Genomic DNA, 14,904 nt, shown 5'->3' on the forward strand with positions numbered 1-14,904 from the left:
GCGTGCGGCCTTCGAGTATCCTGGCGCGCTTGCGTTCCCTGGTCATCCTTCCGACGTACAACGAAGCGCCGAACGTCCTTCCGATGTGTCGCGACGTCCTCGCTCAGGACGACACATTGGAAGTCCTGGTCGTCGACGACAACAGCCCCGACGGCACCGGCGACCTGGTGGCCGAAGCCGCCACGAGCGAATCGCGGATTCATCTGCTCCGGCGGCCTGCCAAGGAGGGGCTCGGGCGCGCCTACCAAGCGGGATTTCGCCACGGCCTCGACGCCGGCTTCGACCTCATCTTGACGATGGACTGTGACTACAGCCATCACCCGCGCTATCTGCCCCAGATGCTCGACCGCGCGAAGGAAGCCGACCTGGTCATCGGCTCCCGCTACGTGCGCGGCGGTGGCGTCGCCGACTGGCCGAAGCGCCGCCAGCTGCTGTCGCGATTCGCCAACCTCTACACGCGCCTCCTGCTGCGGGTCCCGGTGAACGACTGCACCGCCGGCTTCCGCTGCTATCGCCGCGAGGTGCTCCTCCACGTCGCCCCCTTCGACATCGAAGCCTCCGGCTACGCCTTTCTCGAGGAGATGGTGTGGCGCGTGCAGCGGGCCGGCTTCCGGATCCGCGAGGTGCCGATCGTCTTCGAAGACCGCACCCACGGCGTCTCGAAGATCGACCAGCGCGAGATCTACCGGGCGGCCTGGCACGTCCTCGCGACGGCGTTCCGACCGAGCCCGGTCGAGCGCTACGCCCCGCGCGGCGACGCCGGCTAGGCCGCACGCGCGCTCCGACAGATCTCGCGCAGCTGGGGATCCTCGACGCAGGGCTGGCCGTCGGCCACCTGCTGGAACCGCTCGAAGGCCGCGTCCAGCTCGCCGTCGTCGAGCTCGATCCCGAGCGCGCGCACCCGCGCGACGAAACCGGCGCGTCCACTGAGCTTCCCCAGCACGATCTCGCTGCCACGCGCGTGGCCGATCGTCGCCGGATCCAGCACCTCGTAGTTCTCGCGCCACTTCAGCACGCCGTCCTGGTGGATCCCCGAGGCGTGGCGAAACGCGTTGGCGCCGACGATTGCCTTGTTCGGCGGCACCGCGACCCCGCTGGCCTGCTCCACCTCGGCCGACAGCGGGCAGATACCCGCCGGGTCGACCCCGGTGTGGACGTTCAGGCGTTCCCCGTGCACGTGCAGCGCCATCACCACTTCCTCCAGGGAAGTGTTCCCGGCACGCTCGCCGATCCCGTTGACGGCGACCTCGACCTGGCGCGCACCGGCCCCGACCGCCGCGAGGGCATTCGCCGTGGCCAGGCCCAGGTCGTCCTGGCCGTGGAAGGAGAGCACGGCCTCTGCGAGTTCGGGCATCCGCTCCCGCAGAATGTGGAACAGCTCGGCGACCTGTCCGGGCAAGGCGATGCCGACCGTATCCGGGATGTTGATCGTCGTCGCGCCAGCCGCCAGCGCGACCCGGATCACCTCGACGAGGAACTCGGGGTCTGCGCGGGTGGCGTCCATCGGAGAGAACTCCACGTCGGACACCGCTTCGCGCGCGCGCCGCACCGCGTAGTCCACCATGCCGAGGACGTCCTCCCGCCCCTTTCGCAGCTGATGGGCCAGATGCACGTCGCTGGAGTTGACGAAGGTGTGAATGCGCGGCTGCTCCGCATCGCGGAGCGTGTCGATGGCCGCATCGATGTCGAAGGGGACCGCCCGCGCGAGGGCACACACCTGCGCCCCCTCGACGGCGCGCGCCACGGCCGCGACGGCGGCGCGCTCGGCTGCGGACGCGGCCGGGAAACCGGCCTCGATCACGTCGACCCGCATCGCGGCGAGCTGGCTCGCGATGCGGACCTTCTCGGCCGGCGAGAAGCAGACCCCTGCGGTCTGCTCCCCGTCGCGCAGGGTGGTATCGAAGATGCGAACTCGATCGGACATGGCGTGCTCCTGATATCGCCGAGGAGCGGCCGGATGCTCGGGTGACGCGACGACCCCATGCCGCACGCGACGCCCAGAAGGACGAAACCCCCTCCGGCCGGCTCGGCGGGAGAGGGTTGGCTTGCGGTGACCGGTGTCTCAGTCGCGACGCAAGGGATCCTCTCCCGCCTGCGTAAGCAGGAGGCCGAGGAGCCCGAGAAGACGGCGCGAGGAGCGCGGGTTCACCATGAATCCTGTGTACGTCATGCCCGATCGACCGTCAAGCACCGGGACGCGGCGGTGTGCGATCGAACCAGGGCCGCGCGGCCTCGAGCTGGCCTGCCAGGCGGAACAGCGTCGCCTCGTCGCCGAAGCGTCCCGCGAACTGGATCCCGATCGGGAGGCCGCCCTCGTTCCACGCCAGCGGCACCGACATGGCAGGATTTCCGGAGGCGTTGAACAGCTGGGTGAAGCCCACCGTCTGTCCGAGGTCCTCGAGCAGGCCGGGCGTGTCGGTGCGCGTGAGCGCCACCCGGCCCAGCGGCAGGGGCGGGGTCGCCATCGTCGGCGTGAGCAGCACGTCGACGCCCTCGAAGAACCGCTCCACGGCGCGACCCACCGCATGGATCGTGCGGACGGCGCCGGCGTAGGTCGCGGCGTCGGCGGTGGTGACGAGGTTCGCCATGGCGAAGGTCATCGGCTCGACGTCGTCTTCGGTGAAGTCCCGACCGAGTCGCTCGGCGCGCTCGAGCAAGGACGCGCGCAGATTCGCCGCGATCAAGACCTGAGTCGCGCGACCGAGGGCCTCGCGGTCGACCTCGAGCTTCGCGTCCACGACCTCGTGTCCCAGCGAAGCACACAGCTCCGCCGCGTCCCTTGCGGCCCGCTGGCAGTCGGGATGGACCGTCGCTCCGTTGAATGCCTCGACCTGGAGGGCGATGCGGAGCTTCCCCGGGTCGGCCCCGACCTCGGCAAGGAAGGGCCGCTCGGGCGGCGGCGCCCAGTAGGGGTCGCCGAGCGCGGGGCCCGCGCAGGCATCGAGCAACGCCGCGTTGTCGCGCACGCTGCGGCTGACCGCATGCGCCGTGCTCATGCCGCTCCAACCCTCGCCCACCGCCGGACCGGCCGGGACGCGCGCACGGGTGGGCTTCATGCCGAACAGACCACAGCACGAAGCCGGGATGCGGATCGAGCCACCGCCATCGCTCGCGTGGGCGGCCGGCAGGATTCCCGCCGCCACGGCGGCCGCGGCGCCGCCCGAGGAACCGCCCGCGGTGTGCTCGAGGTTCCAGGGGTTGCGGGTCTGTCCGAAGAGCAGTGACTCCGTGGTGGTAGTGATCCCGAACTCGGGAGACGCCGAGCGGCCGAAGAAGACGAGACCGGCCCGCCGGTAGCGCGCCACCAGCTCGGTATCGAAATCGGAGACGTCGTCGGCGAAGAAACGCGAGCCGTTCGTGAGGCGCATGCCCTTCCAGGCCGCGTACAGATCCTTGAGCAGGAACGGCACGCCGCGAAACGGCCCGTCGGGCAGGCCCGCCTCGATCGCCTTGCGCGCCTCGGCAAAGGCGCGGATCACCACCGCGTTGATCTCGCCATCCCGCTCTTCGACCCGGCGGACCGCCTCTTCGAGAAGCTCCGTCGGCGTCACGTCCCCGCGACGCACCCAACTCGCGAGGGCCAGCGCGTCCTGGGCCTCGTACTCGGCGATCTTCGACATCGGGCCTCCTCGGGACGCTCATCCGGCCGGCCTCGCAGCATACCCGAAGCCCGCCCGGTCGGTCCGTCTATACTGACCACCTCTTCTCCGCGGGAGCCATCCAGTCATGTCGACGTCCGAAACCCACTATCACCAGTGCACGATCTGCGAGGCCGCCTGCGGCCTCATGTTCGACACCCAGGGCCGGGACGTCGTCTCGGTGCGGGGCAACCCGGACGACGTGTTCAGCCACGGCTTCATCTGCCCGAAGGGCGCCGCACTCGCCCAGCTCGACGCCGATCCCGACCGACTGCGTCAGCCCCTCGTGAAGCGGGGCGACACCCACGTCCCCGTAACCTGGGACGAGGCCTTCGAAGCCATCGAACAGGGCATCGCACCCATCCTCGAGACCCACGGCAACGATGCGGTGGGCATCTACGCCGGCAACCCGGTCGCTCACAACACCGCACTCGCCCTCTACAGCGGGGCCCTCTACGCGGGCTTTCGGACGCGCCACCGTTACAGCGCGAGCACCGTCGACCAGATCCCGAAACAGGTCGCCGATGGGCTGATGTTCGGAACCCCGCTGAGCGTTCCGGTCCCCGACATCGATCACTGCGACTACCTGCTGATGCTCGGCGCCAACCCGATGGCCTCGAACGGCAGCCTCTGGACCGTGCCCGACTTCCGTGGACGGGCACGCAAGATGCGCGAACGCGGCGGCCGCTTGATCGTGATCGATCCCCGTCGCAGCGAGACGGCGCGGGTGGCCGACGAGCATTGGGCGATTCGCCCGGGCACGGATGCGCTGCTGCTCGCCGGCATCGCGAACGCGCTCTTCGACGAGGATCGCGTGGCTCCGGGCGCCCTCGCCGACTGGCTCGAAGGACTGGACGCCGCGCGCGACGCGATCGCGGCCTTCCGGCCCGAACTCGTCGCCGAACGCTGCGGGATTCCGGCCGAGGTGATTCGTCGCTTCGCGCGCGAACTCGCCGAGACGGACGCGGGCTGCGTCTACGGACGGATCGGCACCACCACCACTCACTTCGGCACGACGGCGAGTTGGCTCGTCGACCTCGTGAACGTGCTGACGGGCAACCTCGACCGCCGGGGCGGCGCGATGTTCCCCAAGCCGGCCGGCTTCTCGCCGAACACCCGCGGAAAGCCCGGCGCGGGCAGCGGCGTCGCCCTGCACCGACACCGAAGCCGGGTGCGCGGCGCCCTGGAAGTGCTCGGCGAGTTCCCCTGCGCGTGCCTCGCCGAGGAGATCGAGACCCCGGGCGACGGCCAGATCCGCGCGCTCCTCACGATCGCCGGCAACCCGGTACTGAGCACGCCGAATTCCCAGCGACTGGCGCAGGCCCTCGAAGGGCTGGACTTCCAGGTGAGCATCGACATCTACCTGAACGAGACGACGCGCCACGCGGACGTGATCCTGCCGGGTCTGTCTCCGCTCGAGCAGTCCCACTACGACCACGTCTTCCCGGCGTTCTCCGTGCGGAACTGGTCGCGCTACTCGCCGCCAGTCTTCCCGGTCCCCACCGGCGCCCTGCAGGAGTGGGAGATCCTGCTGCGACTCACCGGCGTCCTGCTAGGCCAGGGCCCGAAGGCCGATCTCGCCGCCCTCGACGACTTCGCGGTACAGCGCCAGGTGGAGAGCGCGACCCGCGCAAAGCACGGCCCCCTCGCCGGCCGCGACACGGGCGAGATCCTGGCGGCCCTGGCACCGCGGCGCGGCCCCGAGCGCCTGATCGACTTCGCGGTGCGCTCGGGCCCCTACGGCGATCACTTCGGTGCGCAGCCCGATGGGCTGACGTTGGCGAAGCTCGAAGCCAGCCCGAACGGCGTCGACCTCGGTCGGCTCGAGCCCCGCGTTCCCGAGATCCTGCGCACCCCGAGCGGCAAGATCGAGTTGGCACCCGAGGTGATCATCGACGACCTCGCGCGCCTGGCCGAGGTCCTGGCCGAAGCCGCGCCCGACCTCGTGCTCGTCGGTCGACGCCATGTGCGCTCCAACAACTCGTGGATGCACAACCTGCCGATGCTGGCGAAGGGCCCCGACCGCTGCACGCTCCAGATCCACCCGACCGATGCCTCCGAACGCGGCCTGGCACCCGAAGGTCGGGCCCGCGTGACCTCGCGGGTCGGCAGCGTCACGGCCCCGGTGGAAGTGACCGACGACATCGCGCCGGGCGTCGTCAGTCTTCCCCATGGCTGGGGGCACGACGAGAAGGGCACGCAGCTGACGGTGGCCTCGGAGCGACCCGGCACCAACAGCAACGTCCTCACCGACGAGAGCCAGCTGGACCCGCTGTCGGGAACCGCCGTCCTGAACGGCATTCCCGTCGAGGTCGAGGCGGTCTGATCGCCCGCCGGGCGCGGCCGCTCAGAGCGTCCCGGCCAGCGCCTCCCGGATCCGGACCGCCACCGCCTCCAGGGCGTCGGCCTCGCCCTGCACCCGAGAGTGCAGCGCGAGCCCGGCCCCTTCGCGTCGGGGGATCAGGTGCATGTGGTAGTGGAAGACCGTCTGACCGGCGGCAGCGCCGTTCAGCTGGTAGACGCCGAGGCCATCCGGTGTGAACGCGGCACGGATCGCGTGGGCCAGCGGTTTCGAAGCCGCCATCACGCCCGCCAGGTCTTCGGACCTGGCCTCGAAGACGTTCTCGGCGTGGGCCTTCGGAATGATCAGGGTGTGCCCCTCCGCCACGGGGAACAGGTCGAGGACGGCCAGGATGCGCGCGTCCTCGTAGACGACGTGGGCGGGTGCCGCGCCCGCCACGATCTGGCAGAAGATGCAGCCGTCTTGCACGCGCGCAGTCTACGAGACGTAAACCCCGTGTAAACGGCGGTTTCGCCTCTTTACCCGACCTTGACGGCTGCCGGCGAGCCGTCCCCATAGGCTGACCGGGAACCTTCGAAAGGAGCCCGATCATGTCCACGAACCCGACTCGACGACCCGTCTGGCAGGCCGGCCTGCTGGTCGCCCTGATCGCCGCGACCGCCTGGGCGGCCGGCGAGAACCCGCGCATTCCCACCCCACCGACCCCGAACCCGCCCCCGGTGACGCCCCCGGTGACGACGCCCTCCGAGACTCCTCGGGTCGAGGTGGCCTTCGTCCTCGACACCACCGGCTCGATGTCGGGCCTGATCGAAGGCGCGAAGCAGAAGATCTGGTCGATCGCGAACCAGCTCGCGAGCGGCCAGCCCCGCCCCGAGGTCCGCATGGCCCTGGTCGGCTATCGCGATCGCGGCGACGCCTACGTGACCCGGGTATTCCCCCTGACCGACGACATCGACGCGATCGATGCCGAGCTGCGTGCCTTCCAGGCGGCGGGCGGCGGCGACACGCCCGAGTCGGTCAACCAGGCGCTGCACGAGGCGGTGTATCACCTCGACTGGTCGAGCGACAAGGACGTCTACCGCGTGATCTTCCTGGTGGGCGACGCCCCGCCCCACATGGACTACCCGAACGACGTTCCCTACACGAAGACCATGGCCGCCGCTCGCAAGTTCGGCATCGTCGTGAACACCATCCAGTGCGGCGGCTACGCGTCGACCACGCCGATCTGGCAGGAGATCGCGAGCGTCGGTGGTGGTCAGTTCGCCGCCATTCGTCAGGACGGCGGTATGCTGGCCCTGGCCACGCCGATGGACGAGGAGCTTTCCCGTCTCAACGCCGAACTAGCCGGCACCATGGTGCCCTACGGCAAGGTCGAGGAGCGCGCCGAACTCGAGGCGAAGCGCGACGCGGCCGTGGCCGCCGCACCGAGCAAAGCGGCGGCGCGCCTGGGCTTCCTCTCGAAGCTCGGGGGCAGGCTCAACGCGGGGCGGAAGGACCTCGTGGACGCGATTGCGTCGGGCAGCACCAGCCTCGACGCTCTCGAAGACGAGGCCCTGCCCGAGCCGCTCCAGGAGCTCGCGCCCGCCGAGCGCGAGGCCTACGTGAAGGAGAAACAGGAAACCCGCCAGCGGCTCCAGACGAAGATCGACGCGCTGAGCGTCGAGCGCGACGCCTACGTCAAGAAGGAGCAGGCACGCCGGGCGGCCGAAGGCGAAGGCGACGGCTTCGACGCCGAGGTGCTCGAGACCGTGCGCGAGCAGGCGGCGAAGGCCGGCATCGCCTACGAGTAGCGGGAGCGCCGGCGCGGAGAGCCCCTCTCCGCGTCGGCGGGACTCCCCCAGGCCCCCTTCAGCCCACTTCGGAGAGGGCAAGGGGCTCGCCCCAACGCAGGGTCACGGCCTCGCGCAGCGCGGGATCGCGCTCGAGGCCCGGATCCCGGCGCACCGTGTCGTGGGCGGTCTCGCGCGCGACGGCCAGCCAGCGTCGATCCCGCAAGAGATCCGCGATCCGCAGATCCGGGAGACGCCCGTGCTGGCGGGTCCCCAGAAATTCCCCCGGCCCGCGAATCCGGAGGTCGGCCTCGGCGATCGTGAAGCCGTCCGTCGTCTCGAGCATCGCGGCCAGGCGCGCTTCACTGCCTTCGCTCGCGCCCCGCGCCACCAGCAGACAGGTGCCCGGCTTCTTGCCCCGCCCCACCCGGCCACGCAGCTGGTGCAGCTGGGCCAGTCCGAAACGCTCGGCGTGCTCGATCACCATCAAGGTCGCATTCGGGACGTCGACACCGACTTCGACCACCGTGGTCGAGACGAGCAGCTGGGTCTCTCCACGCTCGAAGCGTCCCATCGCCGCGGACCGCGCCTCAGCGTCGAGCCGACCGTGGACCAGGTCGACGCGCAGATCCGGGAACGCACTCGCGATGCGCTCTGCCGACTCACTCGCAGAGCGCAGATCGAGGCGCTCGGACTCCTCGACCAGTGGATACACCACGTACACCTGCTCGCCGCGCGCGGTGGCTTCGCGAATTGCGCGCACCACCTCGCGCCCCTCGCCCGCCCGGAGCAGCAGCGTCTGGACCGGCTGACGTCCGGGCGGCAACTCGTCCAGGACCGAGAGGTCGAGGTCGCCGTGGAGCGTCATGGCGAGGGTGCGCGGGATCGGGGTCGCCGTCATCACCAGGGTGTGGGGCCGGTAGGTCTCCCGACCGCGCAGGGCGGCACGCTGCTTCACGCCGAAGCGGTGCTGTTCATCGACCACGACCAGCCCCCGGCTGCGAAACCCGACCGGCTCCTGCAGGAGTGCCTGGGTCCCGACGACCAGGTCGACTTCGCCGGCCGCCAGGTCGGCCTTGATCGCTTCGGCGTGGCCCGTCGTCACCGAGGAAGTCAGGAGCGCGATGCGCAGCGCACTCCCCTTCGCGAGCGAGCACAGCGTTCGGTAGTGCTGCTCGGCGAGAAGCTCGGTCGGCGCCATCAGCGCGGTCTGGTGTCCCGACTCGGCCACCGCAACCGCCGCGAGATAGGCGAGGACGGTCTTGCCGCTGCCCACGTCTCCTTCCAGCAGCCGACTCATCGGATGGGGGCGCGCGAGATCCCCCGCGATCTCCTTCCAGACGCGCTGCTGCGCGCCGGTCAAGCGAAACGGCAAGCCGCGCAGCGCCGCCGTCAGCCGCGGGCCCTGGGTCTGTAGGGCCAGGCCGGGCGCGCGCGCCTGACGGTCGCGTCGGAGCGCGAGCCCGAGCTCGAGGAGATAGAGCTCTTCGAGAATCAAGCGCTCGTGGCCAGGGGAGCGCGCATCGCTCAGGGCGACGGCGTCGGCGTCGAGGTCGGGCAGGTGAAGCGCGCGCAGGGCTTCCGCGGGCGTCGGTAGCGATCGCTCCTGGACCAGCGCATCGGGCAGCCTTCCCGGTACCAGATCCGAAAAATCCGCGACCGCCTTCGCGACGGCCCGCCGCAGTGCGCGCGGATGCAGGCCGTCGGGCGTCGCATAGCGGGGCACGATGCGCCGCGGCACCTCGGGATCGGCCCCCTCGTCGGGTTCGGCCTGGAGCAGCTCGACCTCGGGGTGTTGGAGTTCGAGCGAGAAGCGGTAGCGCTTCACGTCCCCCGTCACGAGCAGGAGCGCTCCCTTCGCGACGGTCCGCTCGAGGGCTTCGGTGCCGCGGAACCATTTGAGCTGCACCGTGCCCGTTTCGTCGCCCACGACCGCTTCGAAGAGCCGGCCACCCCGCCCTCCCCGACCGCGCCATCCCGCGAAGCCGCTCCCGAGCACCCGCGCCACGAAGGTGGCGTGGCGGCCGACCTGGAGCGACCCGATCGTGTCGAGATGACGGCGGTCGTCGTAGCTCGCCGGTAGCCGGTAGAGGAGATCTTCGACGCTCCGAATGCCACGCTTCGCCAGTAGTTCCGCCCGGCGGGGTCCGAGCCCCGGAAGCACACTCGGCGGCTGGTTCAGGGCTTCTCGAGCGAACTCCGGCCGCGCGAAGGGAGCGAGCACCGTCAGTGCACGCTCGACCGCCGCGCGTTCTGCGCCCGGCTTGCTGGCCTTGCGGAACGCGTCCCGGACCGCCCGATACGCCTTCCGCAACTCGACCGGCACCGCGCCGTGCGAGGCGCGATCTGCCGCCTGCTCGAGCGACGCCGCGAGGTCCACCACGCGATCCAGCTGCGCGTAGTCGTCGCGTGCCGCGAACTCCAGCGGGCGAAGCACGGCCTCGAGGGCCAGCTGGCTCGGACTCCCCTCCACGGCTCCTCCGCGAACGGCCTGGCGCGCCGACGCCCCTCGAAGGCTAGCCCGCCGCCACTCCTTCGGGGCCGAAGGACACGGGCACACCGGCGAGTTCCTCACGTTGCGCGCGCTCTGCCAGCGCGCCGCCGGCCTGGAACCCGACCGCGCGCTCGCCGCTCGGCGTATCGGCGATGACGAGGGTGTGGGACGGTTGGTCGCCCTCGAAGACCACCGTGTGCCCAGCGACCGTGGCGGGACCCTGATAGTCGGCCACGACCGTGCGCCGTTCGGTCTGGCGCTCGACCTCGGTGCTCACGTCGTCGGCCGAGAACCCAGGGCCCGGCGTCGTCGACCAGACGCTGACGCCCTGTTTCGTGAGCATGCCGCTGACGGCGGTCAGGAGGCCGTGTCCCCCGGACGTTCGGAGCGTCTGGGCCATGCGCACCGCGGCCTGGAGCACGAAACTGTTGAGCGGTCCCCCCGCGAAGGCCATGCCGCCGCCGAGGGTCACGGGCGCTGTGAGGTCCAGACCGAGCTCGCGCTGCTGCACGCGGACCGCCGCCGGGAAACAGCTGTAGAGCTCGCGGTGGGCGATCTCGTCGATCCCGAGACCGGCCGCGGCGAGCGCCGTCTCGCCCGCGACGGCGAACCCGACGCAGCGGTGCAGCGCCGCCCGCTCGGCCAGGGGCAACATGAAGTTCGACTCGGCGATCGCGCGCGGGTAGACCCACTGCGACTCGGACACACCGGCGGCCCGAGCCCGCGCCACCGAAGTGAACACGAGGCCGGCGGCCTGATCGACGTTCCACTGGCTGTTGTGCCGCTTCGTGTAGGGGAAGGCGAGCATCCGGTTGCCGGCGGCCGCGTCGCGAATCGCCTCGGGCGGAAAGAACTCGCGGGTCCAGGCGTCCGGATTCTCCACCGACGCGCGGCTCATGCCCGACCATACCTCGGCCACCTCGTCGCGGTGGGCGGAGAGGCTCAACCCTTCGTGGGCGCGCAGCGCGTTCTCGATCACCGCATACTGGCGTACGGGCATGCCCAGGTGGGCGGCGAGCTCGGCCGGATGGATGATCTCCGCGGCCGGCGTCCAGACCTCGTCGGGCGACACGTCGCCCTGATCGGTGACCGGGGCCTCCACCCCGGCCCGCGCCGCTTGCGCCGCGCGCCACTTCGCCTCGCCCCCGGCGACGAGCACCACCTCGCGTTCCCCCGCGGCGATCGCCGTACAGGCCTTCGCGAACAAAGTCGTCTGTAGTACGCCAACCTGGGCGAACTGGGTGCGCGCCTGCTTCGCACCGATCGTCTCGGCCACCCAGCGACCGGGGTCTGGGTAGTCCCAGAAGCCACGCGGGATGGCCAGCGCGTCGGCCGTCTCGAGCCATTCGCGGCTGCCGGCATCGGCTGCCGCTGCCTCGAGCGCCTGGGCCATCAACGCCACGGGTTCCACCGCTGCGCTCGGGTCCGCTTCGCGCTGAACCACCGAGCCGACCCCGATCACGACGGGCGTGCGGTCGTCACTCATGTCGCGGCGTGGATTTCTTGCAACGCGCGCACCCCGATGCTCTCGGCCTGCAACGCCCGGACGGCGCTGGCACCGGCACGGGCCGCCGCCACCGTGGTGAAGTACGGCACCGATCGCAGCAGCGCCGTGCGCCGCAGGGACGCCGAGTCCCGGACTGCCGTGGGATCACTCGCGACCGTGTTGATCACCAGGGACACATCACCGGCCTCGATACGCTCCACCGTGTCCCGCTCGTTCGGTCCGCCACGCCCGACCTTCGGCACCGACTCGGCGGCCACGCCCGCCTCGGCCAGCGACGCGGCCGTGCCCGGCGTGGCGAGCACCGAGAAGCCGGCCTCCCAGAGATCGCGCGCGATCGGCGCGATCGCCTCTCGATCCTCGGCCTTCACCGAGACCAGCACCGTGCCTTCCTGAGGCAGCGGATTCCCGGCCTGGATCTGGGATTTCGCGAAGGCCCGGCCGAAGTCGGAGTCGATGCCCATCACCTCGCCCGTGCTCTTCATCTCGGGCCCGAGCAGAGTGTCGGCACCGGGGAACTTCACGAAGGGGAAAACCGCCTCCTTGACCGAATAGTGTCGGGGCCAGACCTCGTCGACGAAGCCCAGCGACTCCAGCTTCTCGCCCGACATCACCAGCGCCGCGAGCTTCGCCAGCGGTTTCCCGATGGCCTTCGAGACGAAGGGAACGGTTCGCGAGGCCCGCGGGTTCACCTCGATGACGTAGAGTGCGCTGTCCTTCACGGCGTACTGGACGTTCATCAGTCCCCGCACGCCGAGCTCCAGGGCGAGCTTGCGGGTCGATTCCAGGATCTCGTCGATCACCGGCTTCGTCAGCGAGTACGGGGGCAGCGAGCAAGCGCTATCGCCCGAGTGGACGCCCGCCTGCTCGATGTGTTCCATGATCCCACCGATCACCACGCGATCGCCGTCGCAGATCGCGTCGACGTCGACCTCCGTCGCGTCGGCGAGGAAACGGTCGACGAGGATCGGATGCTCGGGCGACGCCTGCACGGCGTAGGTCATGTAGTCGCGCAGGGAGGCCTCGTCGTGGACGATCTCCATGGCCCGGCCGCCCAGCACGTAGGAGGGCCGCACGAGCACCGGGTAGCCGATCCGCTCGGCGACCTGCACGGCTTCATCGTCGCTGCGCGCGAGTCCCGCCGGCGGCCGCTTCAGCTCGAGCTGCTCGAGGAGCGCTTCGAAGCGTTCGCGGTCCTCGGCGCGGTCGATCGCTTCGGGCGGCGTCCCGAGGATCGGTACGCCGGCCTGTTCCAGGGCGACGGCCAGCTTCAGCGGGGTCTGGCCGCCGAACTGGACGATCACGCCTTCGGGCTTCTCCTTGTCCACGATCGAGAGCACGTCCTCGAGGGTGAGCGGCTCGAAGTAGAGCCGGTCGCTCGTGTCGTAGTCCGTCGAGACGGTCTCGGGGTTGCAGTTGACCATGATCGTCTCGTAGCCCGCGTCGGCGAGTGCGAAGGAGGCATGGACGCAGCAGTAGTCGAACTCGATCCCCTGCCCGATCCGGTTCGGCCCGCCCCCCAGGATCATGATCTTGCGGCGGTCCGTGGGCTCCGCTTCGCACTCGTCCTCATAGGTCGAATAGAGGTACGGCGTGTGGGCGACAAACTCGGCGGCGCAGGTGTCGACGCGCTTGTAGACGGGCAACACGTCGTGCTCGTGTCGCAACGCGCGCACCGCGTCCTCCGAGATACCCCAGAGATCCGCCAGCCGCCGGTCCGAGAAACCGCGTTGCTTCGCGCCCCGCAGCCAGCGCGCGCGTTCGCTCTCCGGCGCGGCGGCGAGGTCCTTCTCCCACTGGACGATCTCTTCGATGTTGCGGAGGAACCAGGGGTCGAGGGCGGAGCGTGCGTACAGCTCGTCGACCGTGGCCCCGCGCCGCAACGCCTCGGCGACGTACCAGAGACGTGCCGCATGGGGTCGCTCGATCCCGGCCCAGAGCTCGGCGTCGTCCTTCACCTCGGGCGGCTCGAGGCCGGCGTGGCCGATCTCCATCGAGCGCAGCGCCTTCTGGAGGCTCTCCTTGAAGGTCCGGCCGATCGCCATCGCCTCGCCGACCGACTTCATCTGCGTGGTCAGGGTGTCGTCCACGCCCGGGAACTTCTCGAAGGTGAAGCGCGGGGTCTTCGTGACGACGTAGTCGATCGACGGCTCGAAGCTCGCCGGCGTCTCCCGGGTGATGTCGTTGCGGATCTCGTCGAGCGTATATCCGACGGCGAGCTTCGCGGCGATCTTGGCGATCGGGAAGCCGGTCGCCTTCGACGCGAGTGCCGACGAGCGCGAAACCCGCGGGTTCATCTCGATCACGACGATGCTGCCGTCCTTCGGATCGACGCCGAACTGGATGTTCGACCCGCCGGTATCGACCCCGATCTCGCGGATGATGGCGAGGGAGGCGTCGCGCAGCTCCTGGTATTCCCGGTCGGTCAGGGTCTGGGCCGGGGCCACCGTGATCGAGTCGCCGGTATGGACGCCCATCGCATCGAAGTTCTCGATCGAGCAGATGATGACGACGTTGTCGGCGCAGTCGCGCATCACCTCGAGTTCGTACTCCTTCCAGCCGAGCACGCTCTGCTCGACCAGACAGGTGTGGTTCGGCGATTGACTGAGCGCCCACTCGACGATCTTCTCGAACTCCTCCATCGAGTAGGCAATGCCGCCGCCGGTCCCACCGAGGGTGAAGCTCGGCCGGATGATCGCCGGGATGCCCGTGTCCTGGACGATGCGGCGGGCGTCGTCCAGCGATCGGGCGTAGCCCGACTGGGGCATCTTCAGACCGATCTTCTCCATCGCCAGCCGGAACTCGTCGCGGTCTTCGGCCTTGTGGATCGCCTCGAGCTGGGCACCGATCAGCCCCACCCCATAGCGCTCGAGCACACCGGCCTCGTGCAGCGCGATCGTCAGATTGAGCGCCGTCTGGCCGCCGAGCGTCGGCAGGATCACGTCGGGGCGCTCGTGGGCGATGATGCGCTCGAGCGAGTCGACGGTCATCGGCTCGACGTAGGTGCGATCGGCGAACTCGGGGTCCGTCATGATCGTGGCCGGGTTCGAGTTGACCAGCACGATGCGGTAGCCCTCTTCGCGGAGCGCCTTGCATCCCTGAGAGCCCGAGTAGTCGAACTCGCAGGCCTGGCCGATCACGATCGGCCCGGCGCCGATCACGAGAATCGTCTCGATGTCTGCTCGTCTCGGCATCGA

General features: G+C 70.1%; 9 protein-coding genes. 3 read left to right on the top strand and 6 right to left on the bottom strand.

Translation table 11 applies throughout. The features are described 5' to 3' along the window. Positions 1 to 29 precede the first annotated feature (29 nt). Entirely contained in the window at positions 30 to 767 is a 738-nt protein-coding gene (locus AAF430_15795) for a polyprenol monophosphomannose synthase (GenBank protein ID MEM7411693.1), read from the top strand. Here AAF430_15795 and AAF430_15800 read toward each other — a convergent pair. After that, positions 764 to 1,924 carry a 2-isopropylmalate synthase gene (locus tag AAF430_15800; protein MEM7411694.1) on the bottom strand — a complete coding sequence of 387 codons (1,161 nt, stop codon included), beginning with the start codon at positions 1,922 to 1,924 and terminating at the stop codon, positions 764 to 766. The genes AAF430_15795 and AAF430_15800 overlap by 4 nt on opposite strands. Positions 1,925 to 2,183: 259 nt before the next feature. Next, positions 2,184 to 3,620, bottom strand: coding sequence for an amidase (locus tag AAF430_15805; protein MEM7411695.1), 1,437 nt, complete (start codon positions 3,618 to 3,620; stop codon positions 2,184 to 2,186). A 106-nt stretch (positions 3,621 to 3,726) separates the two neighbouring features. Here AAF430_15805 and AAF430_15810 point away from each other — a divergent pair, with 106 nt between their 5' ends. After that, positions 3,727 to 5,964 carry a molybdopterin oxidoreductase family protein gene (locus AAF430_15810; GenBank protein MEM7411696.1) on the top strand — a complete coding sequence of 746 codons (2,238 nt, stop codon included), beginning with the start codon at positions 3,727 to 3,729 and terminating at the stop codon, positions 5,962 to 5,964. Between the two features lie 21 nt (positions 5,965 to 5,985). On the opposite strand, the gene AAF430_15815 is transcribed toward AAF430_15810, so the two are convergent. Then, a complete protein-coding gene (locus AAF430_15815) occupies positions 5,986 to 6,408 on the bottom strand; it encodes an HIT family protein (protein MEM7411697.1) in 423 nt (140 codons plus the stop codon). Positions 6,409 to 6,530: 122 nt separating this feature from the next. Here AAF430_15815 and AAF430_15820 point away from each other — a divergent pair, with 122 nt between their 5' ends. Next, entirely contained in the window at positions 6,531 to 7,730 is a 1,200-nt protein-coding gene (locus AAF430_15820) for a vWA domain-containing protein (GenBank protein MEM7411698.1), read from the top strand. A gap of 58 nt (positions 7,731 to 7,788) precedes the next feature. Here AAF430_15820 and recG read toward each other — a convergent pair whose 3' ends face one another. The 3 genes from recG to carB are packed head-to-tail and all read right to left on the bottom strand — an operon-like array spanning position 7,789 to position 14,901. Beyond that, positions 7,789 to 10,182: an ATP-dependent DNA helicase RecG gene (recG, locus tag AAF430_15825; protein ID MEM7411699.1), complete on the bottom strand. Its 2,394-nt coding sequence runs from the start codon at positions 10,180 to 10,182 to the stop codon at positions 7,789 to 7,791. Between the two features lie 43 nt (positions 10,183 to 10,225). Continuing rightward, positions 10,226 to 11,689, bottom strand: coding sequence for an acetyl-CoA acetyltransferase (locus tag AAF430_15830; GenBank protein MEM7411700.1), 1,464 nt, complete (start codon positions 11,687 to 11,689; stop codon positions 10,226 to 10,228). Beyond that, positions 11,686 to 14,901 carry a carbamoyl-phosphate synthase large subunit gene (gene carB, locus AAF430_15835; GenBank protein MEM7411701.1) on the bottom strand — a complete coding sequence of 1,072 codons (3,216 nt, stop codon included), beginning with the start codon at positions 14,899 to 14,901 and terminating at the stop codon, positions 11,686 to 11,688. The genes AAF430_15830 and carB overlap by 4 nt, the downstream gene beginning before the upstream one ends. Positions 14,902 to 14,904: the final 3 nt, after the last annotated feature.

The sequence above is a fragment of the Myxococcota bacterium genome (assembly GCA_039030075.1).
Lineage (GTDB): Bacteria > Myxococcota_A > UBA9160 > UBA9160 > SMWR01 > JAHEJV01.

What these genes read in the sequence shown, in the direction of transcription:
- AAF430_15810 (MEM7411696.1), top strand. Translation starts at nt 3,727, where the DNA reads ATGTCGACGTCCGAAACCCACTATCACCAGTGCACGATCTGCGAGGCC.
- AAF430_15830 (MEM7411700.1), bottom strand. Translation starts at nt 11,689, where the DNA reads ATGAGTGACGACCGCACGCCCGTCGTGATCGGGGTCGGCTCGGTGGTT.
- carB (MEM7411701.1), bottom strand. Translation starts at nt 14,901, where the DNA reads ATGCCGAGACGAGCAGACATCGAGACGATTCTCGTGATCGGCGCCGGG.
- AAF430_15800 (MEM7411694.1), bottom strand. Translation starts at nt 1,924, where the DNA reads ATGTCCGATCGAGTTCGCATCTTCGATACCACCCTGCGCGACGGGGAG.
- AAF430_15820 (MEM7411698.1), top strand. Translation starts at nt 6,531, where the DNA reads ATGTCCACGAACCCGACTCGACGACCCGTCTGGCAGGCCGGCCTGCTG.
- AAF430_15805 (MEM7411695.1), bottom strand. Translation starts at nt 3,620, where the DNA reads ATGTCGAAGATCGCCGAGTACGAGGCCCAGGACGCGCTGGCCCTCGCG.